The sequence below is a fragment of the Planobispora rosea genome (assembly GCF_014648175.1).
Taxonomy (GTDB): domain Bacteria; phylum Actinomycetota; class Actinomycetes; order Streptosporangiales; family Streptosporangiaceae; genus Planobispora; species Planobispora rosea.
Genome location: NZ_BMQP01000012.1, coordinates 63,590 through 80,085, shown reverse-complemented (window position 1 = coordinate 80,085; position 16,496 = coordinate 63,590). Strand labels below are relative to the sequence as shown.

Here is a 16,496-nt window from a genome sequence, read left to right as displayed (position 1 = left end):
GTCCGGATGCGGCGACGCCTGGCTCTGCTCGCGGTGGCGACCGCCTCGCTGGTGCTGATCGCCTTCCTCGTGCCGCTCGCCGTACTGGTGCGGACGCTGGCCGCCGAGCGGGCCACGGCCGCCGCCACCACCTGGGCCCAGTCGGTCGCCACCACCGCGGCCCTGGGCGACCCCGACACCCTCGACGCCGCCGTACGGCAGGCCGCCGGCTCCAGCGGCCTGCCGATCACGGTCTTCCTGCCCGGGAACGCGTTCCTCGGCGCGCCCGCGCCTCGCGGGCCCGGCGTCGAGCTGGCCGCGCGCGGGCGCAGCATCACCGTCGAGACACCGGCGGGCAGGGAGATCCTGGTGGCCGTCCAGGGCGGGACACGCGGCACCATGGTCGTGCGCGCGTTCGTCGGCACCGAGCGGCTGCGGCAGGGCGTCGGGTGGGCCTGGCTGGTGCTCGGCCTGATCGGGCTGGTGCTGCTGGCCGTCGGCATCGTCGTCGCCGACCGGCTGGCCCGCTCGCTGATCCGGCCCGTCGGGCAGGTCGCGGAGGTCTCCCGGCGCCTGGCCCGCGGCGACCTGGACGCGCGGGTGGAGCCGGGGGGACCAGCCGAGATCCGCGAGGTCGGCACCGCCCTCAACCAGCTGGCCGCCCGCATCCGCGACCTGCTGGCCCGCGAGCGCGAGGCGGTCGCCGACCTCTCCCACCGGCTGCGCACGCCGGTCACCGTGCTCCGGCTGGAGGTCGACACCATGCGCGACAAGGGTGAGGCGGCCCGGGTGGGGCAGGCCGTCGACAGCGTCGAGCGCATGGTCGACCAGGTCATCCGCGAGGCGCGCCGGTTCGACCGGGACCGGGCGGCCGGTTGTGACGCCGCCCGGGTGGTCGGCGACCGGGTCGCCTTCTGGTCGGCGCTGGCCGAGGACCAGGACCGGCCGCTCCGGCTCGGCCTCGCCGACGGCCCGATCACCGTGGGGGTGAGCGCTCCGGAGCTGGCGGCCTGCGTCGACCTGCTGCTGGAGAACGTGTTCGCCCACACGCCCGACGGCACGCCGTTCGCCGTCGAGCTGGCGGCCCGGCCCGGGGGCGGGGCCCGGCTGGTGATCTCCGACGAGGGGCCCGGGTTCGCCCATCCGGCCCCGGTCGACCGGGGGGCGAGCGGCGGGTCCTCGACCGGTCTCGGTCTCGACATCGCACGCCGTACCGCGGAGGACTCGGGCGGGCGCCTGCTGGCCGGCCCGTCGCCGTCGGGGGGCGCCGAGGTCGTCCTCGAACTCGGTCCCGGTCCGGCTTAACAATTCGTTAGGAACCTCGCAGCATCTCGCTATCGCCCGTCCGGGCAACCTCGACATGTCAGCGATTCAGCGATCGCGACTCACGACCCTCACGGACACGGAGCAATCTGATGCGCAAGCCAGTGATCATCCTCTCCGGGCTCGCCCTCGCCGCGCTCGCCGCCGGCGGCGGCATCGCCTTCGCCGATCAGTACGAGGCCGACTCGCCCTCCCCCGCCGCCACCGCCGCCCCCGGGACGGGCACCCCCGCCCCGGACGCCGACGACGAGGCGGAGAACGGCGCGGACGACTCCGCGGAGGACCGTGTCCCGAGCAAGCCCGCCGTCATGGTGGAGCAGGCCCAGAAGACCGCGCTCTCCCAGGTGAGCGGAGGATGGATCGTCTCCTCCGAGCTGGAGGACGAGAGCGGGACCCCCGTGTGGGAGATCGGCGTCGCCGACGGCGCGGGAGCCGAGCGGGAGGTCCTCGTCGACGCGGCCACCGGGAAGGTCCTGCCCGCGACGGCCGGCGCCGCCGACGGCCAGGAGAACGAGGCGCAGGACGACGACTGACGGCACCCCCGCGCGACGCTCCCGGGTCCCGGGTCCCGGGACCCGCCGGCGGCGACGCCCTGCCCCGGGGCCTCACCCCGCTCCGGCCGGTGACCGCCGGGCGCTCCCTAGGATGACGGTCGTGACGGCCTCCCCCTCCCCGGACGCCCGCGTCATCACGGTGACGACCACCTCGCCGGGCTGCCTGCTGACCTGCCTCCTGACGCTCCTCGCCATCGTGGGCACCTTCGTGTGGAACATCGCCAACGTGACCACCCTCTCCGAGAAGATCGTCACCTCGGTGATCACGCTTCCCTTCGCCGCCGCGCTCGTGTGGTTCGTGATCTGCATCCCGTCGATCCGGCGCGGATCGGCGGTCGCGGTGGACGACACCGGTCTGTGGTGGAGCGAGGGCCGGGCGGACTACGCCGACGTGATCCCCTGGGACGAGATCCGGGCGGTGGCCGTCGGCGTCTGGCGCGGCCCGCGCCGGAGCAACGGCCTGGCGCTCAGCCGCTACCTGGAGGTCTACCTCACCGACCCGGAGCGGGCCGGAGACCACCCCCGGCTCGCGTCGAAGTGGTACGGCGTACGCCCGCCGGTGGAGCTGCCGGACCGGTGCTTCCGCTTTCACCTGGTCGCCCGGGGCTCGGCCGACCGGCTCGCCCGGATCGTCCGGGAAGTACGGCCCGGCCTGTGGGCGGGCGAGTTCGAGCACACCGTCGCCCCCGCGTCCGCGCGGTGAGACGGGCCGGTCGCCGCGACGCCGCGGTTCCCGGCTCGATCACGCGGCGGGCCGTGGCCTCCGGCGGGGTCAGAGCAGCAGGTCCTCAGGACGGATGATCTCACGGGGCAGCGGCGTGGTCTCCAGCCGCTCCAGCGGATCGGCGGCGATGTGGGGATCGAGGCGCAGCCCGGTGAGGGCGCCGATCTTCCGTACCGGGACCTGGAAGGTCCGGTACGCGCCGTAGGAGAACGCCTCCTCGGTGGGCAGCTCGTCGATCAGGGCGGCCTGGCTGAGGAGGTAGCCGGTCACGGACAGGTCCCCGGACTCCTTGACCATCGCGACGATCTTCCAGAACTGGCGGGGCAGCTGGACACCCCGGTAGGCGTCGTCGTCGGGGGCCAGGACCGGTCCGGTGAACACGCTGACCGCCAGATCGTGGTTGTCGGCGTTGTTGAGGACGTAGTCCTCCAACCCCAGCCAGAGGGTCTGGCCGGCGTTGAAGGCATGGTGCTGCGGGGTGGAGTTGGTGAAGTGGAAGGTGTCGTCGTTGGCGGCCACGGCCTGGGCGTCGGTGGTGCCCCAGGCGGGGTCGAGACGGCGGACCAGGTGCCCGCGGTCCAGGTCGTTGTCACGGTAGACGGCCTCGCCGGTCTGCTCCGCGGCCGGGAGCCGGGGATCGAAGATCCAGCGGTCGCTCTCGCGCCGCGGGCGCCGGGCGAGCTTGCCGTCGATGTTGCAGGCGGTGAACAGCGCCAGCCGCCGCTGCCGGTGCATGACGATGCTGAAGTGGTGGTACCGCAGCTCGGGCGAGGCGATCGCGGTCAGTTCGGGGGACGGGACGGGCAACGGCAGCGGGTGGGCCAGGAACGCGGGGTCGTAGCCGCCGCGGCCGGCGTAGTCGCGGTCGATCGCGGTCGCCGCGGCCGCCTCCGGCGCCGGAGCGCCGAGCCGTACCGTGACCTCCAGCGGGACCGAGATCGTGATCTCACCCGGTACGGGCGCGCCCGCCGCGGCGAGGACCGTCGGCGCCGCCGGAGCCAGGCTCACGATCGGGGCCGGCGCGGAGGCCGGGCCGCTCTCGGTACGGAGTCCGGAGCCGGGGGCACCCGGCCCGCGGGAGCCGGAACCGTCCGCACCCGGGGCCCCGAGGGAGCCCAGGGACCCGATGGGCGCCGCCCAGTCGGCCCGTTCCGCGACGAAGAGCTGGTCGGCGAGCGCGCGTTGCGCGGGCGGCAGGGACGCCTCGCGCACGAACCGGCAGACCCGGCTGATCCGGATCCCCTCGTTGACGAACGCGCTGGAGCCGCCGCCGCTCGCCGGCACGGCCGCATGGTGCAGCGCGACGACCTCCCACTGGTCGTTGAAGACCGGCGAGCCGGACGAACCCGGCTCGGTGTCGGCCACGTAGTGCAGGAACTGGTCCAGGACGTCGACGATCCGGTTCTCGCGGAGGGCCACCTGCTTCTTCTCACCTCGCGGGTGCTGCACGATCGTGACGAACTCCCCGATGATCGCCTTGCCCTCGCTCTCGATCATCCGGTTGAACCCGAGCGCCGCCAGCTCGGCGGCCGGTGCGCGGACCGCGACCAGCGCGAAGTCGCGCTCCTCGTCGGCGAGGAAGAACCGGTCCGGATCGAGCGGGTACGTCATGGCGGGCAGCGGCCTGCCGTCGATCCCGTCCTGGTAGTTGAACTCGATCACGCTGCTGCGGGCCGTACCGGCGTCGGGCAGCACGTGGTGGTTGGTGAGCAGCAGCGCCGAGGAGACCAGCGACCCGGTCCCGTAGCCGACCAGCCGTCCCCGGTCGTCACGGATGTTCACCCGTCCCACGCCGCGCGCCGCGAGCACCCCGGCGTCGAGATAGCGCACACCCACGAAGTCGGCGGTGTTGATGATCTTCTCCAGCTGCGCCTCCGGCTCCGGGACGTCGCGCGCCAGCAGGTCGCTGTCCCCGTAGAACCGGGACAGCCGGTCGATGCGCTTGCCGATCCGCTCGCGGGTGTCGGCGCGGGCCAGGCCACCGGGCGACGCGAGCGCCGCCTCGTGCTCGTGCCGCTGCGAAGCACGCTCCGCCACCCGCCGTGCGGCCGCCTCGTTCTGCCGCTCGCACAGCAGCTCAATGGTCTCCATGGTGCTGTTCCCCTCCCACTACCGGTGGTCCCGTCGGGGGGCCTCACACTCCCGCGCGATCGCCGGGGAGTCGTGGATCTCCGATCGGCGCCGCCCGCCCGCGAGATCCGCGGCGGTGTGCACCTACGGTAAAAAACCACCGTAACAGGGCATTTCTCTAGGAAGAGCACAAAACCCGGCAAACATTAGCGCCGCGCTTCTTGGCACTCCCAGCGTTCCGGACGGGCCGGCGGAGGCGGCCGTCCGGGAAAACGGAGCGACTGGAGGGGCTGAGCCGCCCGCGGGGGCGTGGAGGGCGGAGCGGGACCGTCAGGTCCGGAACCTGGAGACCATGATCTGCAGATCGGACGACATGCGGGCCAGGTCCTCGGCGGCCTGCCGGGATTCGGACACCCCGCTGCTGGTCAGCTGGACCGCGGTGGCCACGCTGGAGACGGCGTCGGCGATCCTGCCGGTCCCGGCGGCGGCCTGGGCGACACCGCGGTTCATCTCGTTGGTGGTGGCGCTCTGCTCCTCCACCGCGCTGGCGATGGTCAGCTGGTAGTCGTTGATCTTGCCGATGATCTGGCCGATCTCGGCGATCGCCGCCACCGCGCTCTCGGTGTCGGCCTGGATGGCCTCCACCCGCCTGGAGATGTCCTCGGTGGCCTTGGCGGTCTCCTGGGCCAGGTCCTTGACCTCGCCCGCGACCACTGCGAAGCCCTTGCCGGCGTCGCCGGCGCGGGCCGCCTCGATGGTGGCGTTGAGCGCCAGCAGGTTGGTCTGCTCGGCGATGCTCGTGATGGTCTTGATCACGCTGCCGATCTCGGCGCTGGAGGCGCCCAGCTTGGCCACGGTGGTGTTGGTGGACTCGGCCACCGCCACGGCCTGGGAGGCGACCTTGGCGCCCTCGTTGGCGTTGTGGGCGATCTCCCCGATCGCGGAGCTCATCTGCTCCGACCCGGCGGCCACGGTCTGCACGTCGCCGGAGACCTGCTGGGCGGCCGCGGCGACCCCGCCGATCTGGGCGCCGGCCTCCTGCGCGCTGGCGGCGATCTGGGCACTGGTGGCGGTCATCTCCTCGGAGGCGGCGGCCAGCCCGCCCGCCGAGGCGTCGATGGTCCGCACGGCCTCGCGCATGTGCTCGATGGCCTGGTTGAGTGCCTGCGCCATGCTGCCCAGTTCGTCGCGGGTGGTGACGTCGGCCCGCGAGGTCAGGTCGCCGGCGGCCACCGCGCTCAGCACCTCCCCGATGCGGCGCACCGGCCGGGTGATGGAGCGGCCCAGCGGGACGCACAGCGCCAGCAGCGCCAGCGCCCCCGCCAGCCCGACCAGCAGGGACATCAGCCGGGTGAACGCCACGGAGTCGTCCATCCCGGCGCGGGCGGCCTCGATCGCGTCGTCCGCGGCGGCGTGCACCGCCTCCAGCTTGTCGTCGACCACGCCGTTGCGCTCAGCGATCTCGGACTGGCGGGCGTGGACGGCGGCCTTGTCCTGCCGGGCCTCCGCCACGAACGCCGAGACGAAAGCGCTGAACTCCTCGATGTCGGGGCGCACCGCGTCCAGTCGCGTGCGGATCTCCGCCGGCAGCGCCAGGGCGTCCAGCCGCTCCAGGGCCTGCGACACCGACGCCACGTCGTCGGGCATGTCCGCGATCACGTCGTCCAGGTCCGTCTCGCTCACCGCGCGGTAGGCGTTGACCTTCAGCTCCGCCTCCCGGGTGTCGAGGTGGTTGAGGATCGCCTTGGCGTGCTCCATGGTGCGCAGCCGCTCGGCCTCCTCGACCAGGTGGCTCTGCGACTGCACACCGATGCCCACCACGGCGCCCACCGTCACGGCCCCCGCCGTGAAGATCAGCGCGAGCCGCTGCGTGACGCTCAGATTCACTGTTCCGCCACCTGCCTTTCCGGAATCCGACGACCGTTGCCCTCCTATCGGCACCGTCGCGGCTGTGATGAGGAACACTGCCCCGGCATCCGCGCCGGGTGGCCGCTGATCGGATGATCGGAGCCGGGAATCCGAGGCCAAGAATCAGGCAAGGCAGGGACATCAATGCTTTCTGGTGTGGTGAGCGATTATGTGTAGTGATATGACGGAATAAGCCCGCAATGCGTGGTTATTCCGCATTCATCCTGAGCGGGCCTTCCTGTCACCCGTCCGTCTCCGGAGGGACCCGTCATGACCGAGCCCACCGTTTCGCCGCCCCCTGCCCGGGATCTGTGCGGCACGATGCTCGTGCACCGCAGGATGCTCAACGAGAGCATGAGTTACCGCTCCCAGCGCGCGGTGATCGAGAACCGCGCGCTGCAGTACGAGATCGGGCGGCTCTCCTCCGCCCGTCGCGGCCCCGTCGTCATCCCGGTCGTCGTCCATGTGGTCGCCGGTCGCGACCACCCGGAACAGAACATCGACGACGAGCAGGTCCACAGCCAGATCACCGTCCTCAACCAGGACTTCCGGGCCGCCAACCCCGACGTGTCCAAGGTGCCCGACGTGTGGCGGGACCTGGTGGCGGACACCCAGATCGAGTTTCGGCTCGCGACGCGGGACCCGAACGGCGAGCCGACGGACGGGATCGTCCGGGTCGTCACCGACCGGCCCGGCTTCGACCACCGCGACGGCGTGAAGTCGAGCAGGACGGGCGGCGCCGACCCGTGGCCGAGCGACCGGTACCTCAACATGTGGGTCTGCCAGCTCGCCGGATCCCTCCTCGGTTACGCCACCTTCCCCGGCCAGCCCCCGCATCTCGACGGCGTCGTCATCGGCCACTCCTTCTTCGGGACCACCGGTACGGCCGCCGCCCCCGGCAACCCCTTCAACCGAGGCCGGACCACGACGCACGAGATCGGCCACTGGCTCAACCTCTTCCACATCTGGGGCGACGACGACGGGGCCTGCAGCAGCGACGACAAGGTCGCCGACACGCCGAACCAGGCCGACGCGAACACCGGGATGCCCACCTTCCCCCACGTCACCTGCGCCAACGGGCCGAACGGCGACATGTTCATGAACTACATGGACTACACCGACGACGCCGGCATGTTCATGTTCACCCAGGGCCAGCTCGCCCGGATGAACGCCTGCCTGGAGGGGGCCCGCGCGTCCTTCCTGGCCGCGATGCCCGAGGCCGAGGCCGAGGCCGTACGGGCGGACGGCTCACGGCACGCGGACGCGGGCGAGGCGCGGGGCGTCCCCGACGGCGAGGTGGAGCGGCTCCTGCACGACAGCGAGCGGCTGACCACCGAGGCCCTGCACGACATCCGCGCCGCGCTGAACACGGTGGCCGGCTACTCGCGCTGGTGAGGCGGCCGGACGAGTGACGGACACCACCGCGACACCCGCGAGGATCGGCCCATGAGCGGTGAACCGCCGGACGTCGTCGGCGCCTGGCTGCACTCCCACGAGGAGGACACCGAGACCGCGGCGGTGTACCGGCCCGCGGACCACCCGTTCCGCCCCTCGCGGCGACCGCGGCGGGGGCTGGAGTTCCGGGCCGACGGGACGTTCACCGACCTGCGACCCGGCCCGGACGACCGCCCCCGGGAGGTGCCCGGCCGCTGGCGGGACGAGGGGGGCGGCCGCCTCCGGATCACCTTCCCCGCGGGGGACGGCGCGCCGTCCGACCTCTCCGTGATCTCCTGCGCGGACGGCGTCCTCATGATCGCGAAGTGAGGCGCGGAACGGACCGTTCAGGCCGGGTACGCGTGAGTCTCGGTGGCCTTGACCGCGGCCCAGATCTCCTGCCCGGGGCTCAGGTCGAGCTCGGCGACGGCCGCCGGGGTGACGTCGGCGGAGACGGTGATCGGCCCGTCCAGGTGGACGCGGATGTTGTCGCCGTACCGCTCGATGCCGTCGATGCGGCCCCGCCACAGGTTGCGCGGGCTGCCGTCCGGGCGGGAGCGGTACAGCGCGACGGAGGCGGGCGGGAAGGCGACGAACACCGGCCCTTGCAGGCGCTCGGTGACGCTGAAGACGACGCCGCCCACCGCGACCTCCGGCCCGTCGGCGACGCCGCGGTAGAGGTTGAGGCCGACCAGGCGGGCGACGTAGTCGGTGCGCGGGTGGCGGGCGACCTCGGCGGAGGTGCCCTGCTGCACGACGGCGCCGTTCTCGATGACGACCAGCCGGTCGGCCAGGACCATGGCGTCCAGCGGGTCGTGGGTGACCAGGACGGTGGCGCCCTCGAAGTCGGTCAGGTGGCGGCGGAGCCGGGAGCGGGTCTCCAGGCGGGTGTGGGCGTCCAGCGCGGCCAGCGGCTCGTCCAGCAGCAGCAGGCGCGGCCGTACGGCCAGGGCCCGGGCCAGGGCGACCCGCTGGGCCTGCCCGCCGGACAGCTGCCGGGGCTTGGCGGAGGCGTGCCCGGCCAGGCCGACGCGCTCCAGCAGGGCGGCGGCGACACGGCGGGCCTCGGCTCTGGAGGCCCCCTGGCAGCGGGGCCCGAAGGCGACGTTCTCCAGCGCCGACAGGTGCGGGAACAGCAGGTAGTCCTGGAAGACCACCCCGATCGGACGGTGCTCGGGGGGCAGGGTGTGCAGGGGCCGGCCGTCCAGCTCGATACTCCCGCCGGCCAGGGCGGCGAGCCCGGCCAGGGCGCGCAGCGCGGTGGTCTTGCCCGCGCCGTTGGGACCGAGCAGCGCGACCACCTCCCCCGCCGCCACGTCCAGCTCGACGTCGAGGCGGAAGGCGGGCCGCTCGACGACCAGGCGGGCGCGCAGCCCGCCGGGCCGCGGGGACTCCGGAGCGGACCGGCTCATATCCGGCTCACCCACCGCTCCCGCAGCCCGGCCAGGATGATCACCGAGACGGCCAGCAGCACGAGGCTGAGCACGACGGCCGCCTCGGGCTCGGTCTCCAGGGCGAGGTAGACGGCCAGCGGCATGGTCTGGGTGGTGCCGGGGAAGTTGCCGGCGAAGGTGATGGTCGCGCCGAACTCGCCCAGCGCGCGGGCCCAGCACAGCACCGCCCCGGCCAGCACGCCGGGGGCGATCAGCGGCAGCGTGACCCGGCGGAAGACGGTCCAGCGGGAGGCGCCCAGCGTGGCGGCTGCCTCCTCGAAACGCGGGTCGCCGGTGCGCAGCGCGCCCTCGACGCTGATCACCAGGAACGGCATCGCCACGAACGCCTCGGCGATGACGACCCCGGCGGTGGTGAACGGCAGCGAGACGCCGAAGGTCGCGTCCAGCCACTGCCCGACCAGGCCGCGCCGGCCCAGCACGAGCAGCAGCGCCACGCCGCCCACCACGGGCGGCAGCACGAGCGGGACGGTGATCAGCGCGCGCAGCAGGCGGCGGCCGGGAAAGGCCGTGCGGGCCAGCAGCCAGGCCAGCGGGACTCCCAGCAGCAGGCAGACCAGGGTGGCGATGGTCGCGGTGACCAGCGACAGCCGCAGGGCCTCCAGGACCTGCGGCTCGGCCAGGCGGGCCGGGAGCGTGGACCAGGGGGCGCGGACGAGCAGTCCGGCCAGCGGCAGCACCAGGAAGGCCATGCCCGCCAGCGCGGGCGCCAGCAGCAACCAGGGCAGGCGGCCGGACACGCCGCCCCGCTCCCGGCCGGAGGTCCGGCCGGGAGCGGGGCGGTGCGGGACGGACGTCGTCACGGGTCAGGGGACCTGGAAACCGGCCGCGGTCAGCACGTCCTCGCCCTGCGGGGAGAGCACCAGATCGACGAACCGCCGGGCCGGCGACCCGGCGGGCGCCCCGGTCAGCGCGGCGATCGGGTAGTCGTTGATCGCCTTGTCGGCCTCGGGGAAGTCGATGCCCCTGACCTCGCCGCCGGAGGCCAGCACGTCGGTGGCGTAGACGAGGGCGGCGTCGACCTCGCCCAGCGTGACCTTGGTCAGGGTGGCCTTGACGTCCTGCTCCAACGTCACGGGGGTGACCGTCAGCCCGGCCGCCTGAAGCGCCTTGACCGCCGCCGCACCGCAGGGCACCTGCGCGGCGCACAGCGCCACCTTCACCTTCGCGTCCGCCAGGTCCCCGAGCTCGTCGATTCCGGCGGGGTTGTCGGCGGGCACGGCGATCTGCAGCCTGTTGCGCGCGAACACCGCCGGGGAGGAGGCCAGGGAGGCGTCGGTGACGGTCTTCATGGTGGCCGGGCTGGCCGCGGCGAACACGTCGGCCGGAGCCCCGGCGACGATCTGCTGGGCCAGGGTGGCGCTGGAGCCGAAGTTGAACCTCACGCTCGTGCCGGGGTCGGCGGCCTCGAAGGTCCTGCCGAGCTCGGTGAAGGCGCCGGTCAGCGAGGCGGCGGCGAACACCGTGAGCGTCCCGTCCCCGGCCGGTGACGGAGCGGTGCCGTCGGCTCCGGCGGGACTCGCGGACCCGGTGGATCCGCAGGCCGCCGCCCCCAGTACCAGGACCACGACGGCGGGGGCGGTGACGGCCCTGCGGACCAGGCGCATGAACATCGCGGCACTCCTCATGACTCGGGGTACGGACACGGCCGGGACTCCCCGCGAGACTCGCGGGACCGGACACGGGGGGAATCTCCACGGTCAGTGGCTCGCGGGACGGACATGGTCCGGGATCTCCACGACGACGTTGGTGGACTTGATCACGGCGACCGCCACCACCCCCGGTTCCAGGCCGAGCTCGTCGGCGGCCTGGCGGCTCATCAGCGACACCACCCGGAACGGCCCGGCGGCGATCTCCACCTGCGCCATCACCGCGTCCCTGACCACCTCCGTCACGATCCCGCGCATGCGGTTGCGCGCCGAGGAACGGCCGGTGCCGTCCTCCGCCCCGACCTGGGCGCGGGCGAACGCGGCCAGGTCGACGCCGGCCACCCGGCGGTGCCCGTGCTCGTCACGCTGCGCGGACAACCTTCCGGAGTCCACCCAGCGCCGGACGGTGTCGGCGCTGACCCCGAGCAGCGCGGCGGCCTCACTGATCCGGAAGGTCGTCACGGTTCACCACCCTATACCCGCATATGCCAGCTAAAGAGGAATATTAATCGGCAAAAGCTCGGATATTTACCGGCGTGCCATCGCGGATGCGAGGAACGTCACCGTCGTCCCACCGTCACCGAAGCTCTCCCCATGCCCGGTCCGGACGGTTATCATCGGGAAACGCTCTCGTACGACCCATGCCCCCGGCAGGTTGCGAGGTGGTTTCCAGGTTGACGTCCGACACGGGAGACCGAACATCGGAGCGGCCGCCGCCCTCGACGTCGACGAGCCGCTCCGCCGGGGATGGCGTCCCCGCCCCTTCCGGCACCCGTACGGCGGCGTGCCGCGCACGGCGGACCCCGCCGGCGCCCCCGCCGAGACCCACGGGGTGCTCCCGGAGCGCGACCCGCCGGTACCCGGCCTCCTGATCCCGCACGCCACCTGGGACGCGCCGCCACCCGGCAAGGAGTGCTCCGCGGCACTCGGCGACCGCGAAGGAGGATCATGCGACTCCGGCCGCACCGGATCCCCGACGACGTCCTGGACAGCCTGGCCGCCGGGGGCGGCGGCGCGCGGGCCGCGGAGCAGCTCGTGGCCGTACGGCACAGCCGGAACCTGATGCTGATCAAAGGCGTCCTCGACCACTGCCGCGAGCACGCCGAGATCGTGAAGCGGGCCCACGACCTCCTCTCCGGCCTGGGGCGGCAGGCGCCCGACGCGGCCGGGAAGCTGATCGGGTATCCGGCGGTGGGCGCCTGGGCCAGGCACACCCTGCGCGGGCTGCGGGCCGGGACCGCCGGTCCCCTGGAACCCGTCCGGCTCGGCGCGGTCGCCGCCGCCGCGGCGATCCGGGCCGGCCTGCCGTACCGGATCGACGTGCCCGCCCCCGGCGGAGAGATCATGCTGCCCTCGCTCGGCCGGATCACCGTGGGTCCGGACCCCGGCGAACCGGTGCGGCTGCGGGTGACCGGTGACGGGGCCGTCGAGGTGGCCGGGCGCCGGATTCCCGTCGGCCGCGCCGCGGGGCCCGGCTGGACCCCGCTCCATGCCATCACCGTGGCGGACGGCACGGTCGAGCTGATCGTGGACGATCTGGACCCCTACCGGTGGGCCGCCGAGACGGTGATCGACGGCCGGTTGACCCCCGCGGACCTGCGGACGTGGCAGGACCGCCTGGACGCGGCCTGGCGGACGCTGAAGGGGACCCACCGGACGACCGCCGCGGAACTGCGGGCGATGGTCTGGGTCCTGACGCCGATCAAGGAGTCGACGGGCGGCGGGACCAGCGCGACGGCACGCGACCTCGCCGGGACGGTCGCCGTGTCCACCCCGCCCGACGGCCGCTGGCTGGCCGTCGCCCTCGCGCGCGGGCTCCAGCACGCCAAACTCGACACGGTTCTGGACGTCGTCCGGCTGACGCTCCCGGACGACCGGCGCTACTACGCGCCCTGGCGCGGCGATCCCCGCCCGCTGCCGGACCTGCTCCACGGCGCGTACGCACACCTGGGCGTCGCCGGCTTCTGGCGCCGCCAGCGCAAGGTGGACGACGATCTCTACCCGCACGTCCAGTTCGCGCGCTGGCGCGAGGCGGCGCTGGAGGCCACCGGCACGTTGCTGGACAGCGGGCGGCTCACCCCCGAGGGGACGCGGTTCGTCGGCGCGATGCGGCGGACGCTGACCAACTGGATCACCGATCCGGTGCCCGCCCCCGCGCTCGACGAGGCCGAGCGCCTCACCCGCGCGCACCGGGCCGCGTGGCTCGCCCTCCACTCGCACGAGGCTGCCGCGGGGGCGGCGGACCGCGGTCCCGGTCGATCCGCACGCCCCTAAAGCACGCGGGCCGGTCCAGGGACGGACGAGGTGACCGTTCCGGACCGGCCCGGACGCTCACCGGTTCAGGACGCCGCCGCGTCGAGGATCGGGATCAGCTGCTCCTCCTCGTAGGTCAGGTGGGCTTCCAGTTCCCCGGTGAGCCGCTCGACCTCGGAGAGGACCCGCACCGGGTCCCCGTCCCCGGCGGAGACGACCCGCTGCAGGTCCTCCAGGAGGGCCGCGATCTTCTCGTGCTCCCGGTGCAGCCGGTCCAGGACCGGGGCGAGTTCCGGATGTCGCGCCGCGAGGGCGGGGAACATCCCGGCGTCCTCATGGGTGTGGTGGCCGTGCAGCCCCTGGCAGACGGTCAGGCAGTTCACCCGGAGCTGGGCGCCCAGCCCGGGCCCCGAGGCGGCGATCTCCTTGCGGATCAGGGCGAGCTCCCGCCGGAACGTGTCGTGGATCAGCCTGAGCGCCTCGCCGAACGAGGCCGCGTTCATGTTCGGCGGGCCGGGGATCTCGTGGAGGGCGACAACGGGCAGGACGCGTGCCGTCTTGGCCTGATATTCGCCCCATCCGGGGTCGGCCTCGACCGCGCGGGCGAAGGCCTGGTCACGCTCGTCGCCTTCCAGGACGACGGCCCGCGCCTCGTAGGTGAAGGGGCCGTTCTCGACCGTGACGCGGGGGTTGGCCACCACGTTGTGGTACCAGGCCGGGTGCTTCGGCGCACCACCGGCCGAGGCGATGACCAGGACCCGCTCACCGCCGTCGGGAAGGTAGCCGAGCGGGGTCGTGTGCCGGGCGCCCGACCGCGCCCCGGTGGTGGTCAGCAGGAGCAACCGGGCTCCCTCGAACGGGCCTCCCACCTGCCCGGCGTTGGCGCGGAACTCATCGATGATCTGCTGGTTGAAGTCGATCGGCATTCTCTGGTGTCTCTCCTGGACGGATGTCCCGCGAACCGTTCGCGGGCATGGTGGACGCCCGCCCGGCGGGCGGGCGGGTGAGATCACCGCGACCGGCCCGGTCGCGGTGCGGAAAACGGGAAACGCGGAAACGCGGAAACGGGAAAGGTGAAGGTACGGGGAGCGGCGGCGTCGCCGAGAGCCGGAACCGCGGCGTCGGAGGCCGCGGGCATCGGAGAAGACGTCGCCCGGAAAGCCCGGTAATCCCGGGACCTCGGAAAGCCCGGGACCTCGGAAGATCCGGGAACGAAGAAGGCGGGCCTCTCGCCCGCCCGGCGCTCACGCCGTGGCCGGGTGCCCCACTCGCTCTTGGCCCATGGCCGACCCGGCAGTCACAACATCAACTCTAACGTCGCGCACCGGCCGGAACAATCGCTTTTCCGGCGGCCCGCACCGGGCTGAGGCTCGTGATCGGAGCACATTTAGGTTAGCCTCGCCTTACAGCATCATTCCCCCGCTCCGCCCGCTGCGTGATCCCACGCGACCGATCCGGAGGAACCACGGTGCCCATCGAAGGCCATGACGTCCTGCGGCGTGCGATCGCCGGGCAGTGGAGACACGTGACCGCCGGATCCGTGCTCGCCGCCGGGCATCAGGCCGGTGAGGCGCTGGTGCCCGTCGTGATCGGGCTGGTGATCGACGAGGCGATCTCCTCCGGGGACGCCGGCACGCTCGTGCGGTGGATCGCGGTGCTGGCCCTGGTCTTCGCCGGGCTGTCCCTCAGCTACCGGTTCGGGTCCCGGGCCGCCGAACGGGCGTCGGAGCAGGCGGCGCACGGGCTCCGGGTCCAGCTGACCGAGCGGGTTCTGGCTCCCCGGGGCGGCGCGGAGACCGGGCGACTCCCCGGCGAGCTGGTCTCCGTCGCGACCCAGGACGCCCGGCGGGTGGGAGCCGTGGCCGTGGCGCTGACCGCCGGGATCTCGGCGCTGACCGGGCTGGTCGTCGGCGGCGTCGTGCTGCTGCGCGTCTCGGTCCCGCTGGGCCTGCTCATCCTGCTGGGGATCCCGCCCCTGCTGTTGCTGGCGCACCTGCTCGGCAAGCCGCTGGAGCGGCGCAGCGGCGCCGAGCAGGAACGCGCCGCGCACGCCTCGGGGGTGGCCGCCGACCTGGTCGCCGGGTTGCGGGTGCTCAAGGGCATCGGAGCCGAGGCCGCCGCGGTCGCCCGGTACCGCCGCACCAGCCGGGAGTCCCTGGCCGCCACGGTGCGGGCGGCCCGCGCGCAGGCCTGGCACGACGGCGGCATGCTCACTCTGACCGGCGTGTTCATCGCCGCGGTGGCGCTGGTGGGGGGCCGGCTCGCGGCGCAGGGCGACGTCAGCGTCGGCGAGCTGGTGACGGCGGTCGGCCTGGCCCAGTTCCTGCTCACCCCGTTGTCCGTCCTGTCCTGGGCCAACGGCGAGTTCGCCCAGGGCCGCGCGTCGGCCACCCGGATCGCCTCCGTGCTGGCGGCGCCGCCCGCGGTGATCGGAGGTACCGACGCACCACCCCAGCCGGTCCGGGGCCGGATCCGCCTGAGCGGGGTACGGCACGGCGCGCTGCGCGGGCTGACCCTCGATGCCGCCCCGGGCGAGCTGCTGGGGGTCGTGACGGCGGACCCCGCGGTCGCCGCCTCGCTGCTGCGGGTACTGGGCCGGGCCGCCGATCCCGAGGCGGGCACGGCTGAGCTGGACGGCGTGCCGCTGACCGCCCTCGACCCCGCCGAGATCCGCCGCGCCGTCGTCGTGGCCGAGCACGACGCCGACCTGTTCGAGGGCAGTCTGATCGGCAACGTCACCGCCGCCGCGGCCCCCGGGGCGGCCGGTCCGGCGCTGGCGGCCGCCGCCGCGGACGAGGTCGCCGAGGCCCTGCCGTACGGCACCGCCACCGTCCTCACCGAGCGGGGGCGCTCACTCTCGGGCGGGCAGCGCCAGCGGGTGGCCCTCGCCCGCGCCCTGGCCACCGGCGCACCGGTCCTGGTCCTGCACGACCCGACCACCGCGGTCGACGCGGCCACCGAGGCCCGGATCGCGGCCGGGATCCGCGAGGTCCGGGACGGAAAGACGACGATCATGGTGACCACCAGCCCGGCCCTGCTGGCGGTGACCGACCGGGTGATGTTCCTCGACGGCGGATCCCCGGTCGAGGAGGGGACCCACACCGGACTCGTCCACGGCAACGAGGCCTACCGGGCGACGGTCCTGGCCTGA

Annotated in this window: 14 protein-coding genes; 7 read left to right on the top strand and 7 right to left on the bottom strand. The window is 73.7% G+C overall.

Features of this window, described 5'->3' with window-relative positions; translation table 11 throughout:
• Nucleotides 1-6: 6 nt before the first annotated feature.
• From IEZ08_RS14260 to IEZ08_RS14250, 3 genes are all read left to right on the top strand, one after another.
• Nucleotides 7-1,284 (top strand): HAMP domain-containing sensor histidine kinase, encoded by a 1,278-nt coding sequence (locus IEZ08_RS14260; protein WP_189242289.1) that lies wholly within the window; start codon nucleotides 7-9, stop codon nucleotides 1,282-1,284.
• Between the two features lie 110 nt (nucleotides 1,285-1,394).
• A complete protein-coding gene (locus tag IEZ08_RS14255) occupies nucleotides 1,395-1,835 on the top strand; it encodes a PepSY domain-containing protein (protein WP_068927995.1) in 441 nt (146 codons plus the stop codon).
• Between the two features lie 121 nt (nucleotides 1,836-1,956).
• Entirely contained in the window at nucleotides 1,957-2,559 is a 603-nt protein-coding gene (locus tag IEZ08_RS14250; protein ID WP_189242288.1) for a hypothetical protein, read from the top strand.
• A 69-nt stretch (nucleotides 2,560-2,628) separates the two neighbouring features.
• Here the strand turns inward: IEZ08_RS14250 and IEZ08_RS14245 are convergent, their stop codons facing one another.
• Together IEZ08_RS14245 and IEZ08_RS40240 are read right to left on the bottom strand one after the other, a co-directional pair.
• Nucleotides 2,629-4,671 (bottom strand): DNA/RNA non-specific endonuclease, encoded by a 2,043-nt coding sequence (locus IEZ08_RS14245; RefSeq protein WP_189242287.1) that lies wholly within the window; start codon nucleotides 4,669-4,671, stop codon nucleotides 2,629-2,631.
• A 309-nt stretch (nucleotides 4,672-4,980) separates the two neighbouring features.
• Nucleotides 4,981-6,537, bottom strand: a complete 1,557-nt coding sequence (locus tag IEZ08_RS40240) for a methyl-accepting chemotaxis protein (protein ID WP_068927998.1) — start codon at nucleotides 6,535-6,537, stop codon at nucleotides 4,981-4,983.
• A gap of 291 nt (nucleotides 6,538-6,828) precedes the next feature.
• On the opposite strand from IEZ08_RS40240, the gene IEZ08_RS14235 reads away from it, so the two are divergent.
• A complete protein-coding gene (locus IEZ08_RS14235) occupies nucleotides 6,829-7,953 on the top strand; it encodes a zinc metalloprotease (protein WP_203863175.1) in 1,125 nt (374 codons plus the stop codon).
• Nucleotides 7,954-8,004: 51 nt separating this feature from the next.
• Nucleotides 8,005-8,322, top strand: a complete 318-nt coding sequence (locus tag IEZ08_RS14230; protein WP_068928000.1) for a hypothetical protein — start codon at nucleotides 8,005-8,007, stop codon at nucleotides 8,320-8,322.
• Between the two features lie 17 nt (nucleotides 8,323-8,339).
• On the opposite strand, the gene IEZ08_RS14225 is transcribed toward IEZ08_RS14230, so the two are convergent.
• The 4 genes from IEZ08_RS14225 to IEZ08_RS14210 form a co-directional block, all read right to left on the bottom strand.
• Nucleotides 8,340-9,404, bottom strand: coding sequence for an ABC transporter ATP-binding protein (locus IEZ08_RS14225; protein WP_189242286.1), 1,065 nt, complete (start codon nucleotides 9,402-9,404; stop codon nucleotides 8,340-8,342).
• Nucleotides 9,401-10,135, bottom strand: a complete 735-nt coding sequence (locus IEZ08_RS14220) for an ABC transporter permease (protein ID WP_084781114.1) — start codon at nucleotides 10,133-10,135, stop codon at nucleotides 9,401-9,403. The genes IEZ08_RS14225 and IEZ08_RS14220 overlap by 4 nt, the downstream gene beginning before the upstream one ends.
• A gap of 114 nt (nucleotides 10,136-10,249) precedes the next feature.
• Nucleotides 10,250-11,056: a molybdate ABC transporter substrate-binding protein gene (gene modA / locus IEZ08_RS14215; RefSeq protein ID WP_189242285.1), complete on the bottom strand. Its 807-nt coding sequence runs from the start codon at nucleotides 11,054-11,056 to the stop codon at nucleotides 10,250-10,252.
• 87 nt (nucleotides 11,057-11,143) lie between these two features.
• Nucleotides 11,144-11,554 (bottom strand): TOBE domain-containing protein, encoded by a 411-nt coding sequence (locus tag IEZ08_RS14210; RefSeq protein ID WP_068928003.1) that lies wholly within the window; start codon nucleotides 11,552-11,554, stop codon nucleotides 11,144-11,146.
• A 486-nt stretch (nucleotides 11,555-12,040) separates the two neighbouring features.
• Between IEZ08_RS14210 and IEZ08_RS14205 the strand changes: the two genes are divergently transcribed.
• Nucleotides 12,041-13,366 (top strand): HEXXH motif domain-containing protein, encoded by a 1,326-nt coding sequence (locus IEZ08_RS14205; protein WP_189242284.1) that lies wholly within the window; start codon nucleotides 12,041-12,043, stop codon nucleotides 13,364-13,366.
• 65 nt (nucleotides 13,367-13,431) lie between these two features.
• On the opposite strand, the gene IEZ08_RS14200 is transcribed toward IEZ08_RS14205, so the two are convergent.
• Nucleotides 13,432-14,271: a nitroreductase/quinone reductase family protein gene (locus tag IEZ08_RS14200; protein ID WP_068928005.1), complete on the bottom strand. Its 840-nt coding sequence runs from the start codon at nucleotides 14,269-14,271 to the stop codon at nucleotides 13,432-13,434.
• Between the two features lie 542 nt (nucleotides 14,272-14,813).
• On the opposite strand from IEZ08_RS14200, the gene IEZ08_RS14195 reads away from it, so the two are divergent.
• On the top strand, nucleotides 14,814-16,496 hold the full coding sequence (locus IEZ08_RS14195; protein ID WP_084780799.1) for an ABC transporter ATP-binding protein: 1,683 nt from the start codon (nucleotides 14,814-14,816) through the stop codon (nucleotides 16,494-16,496).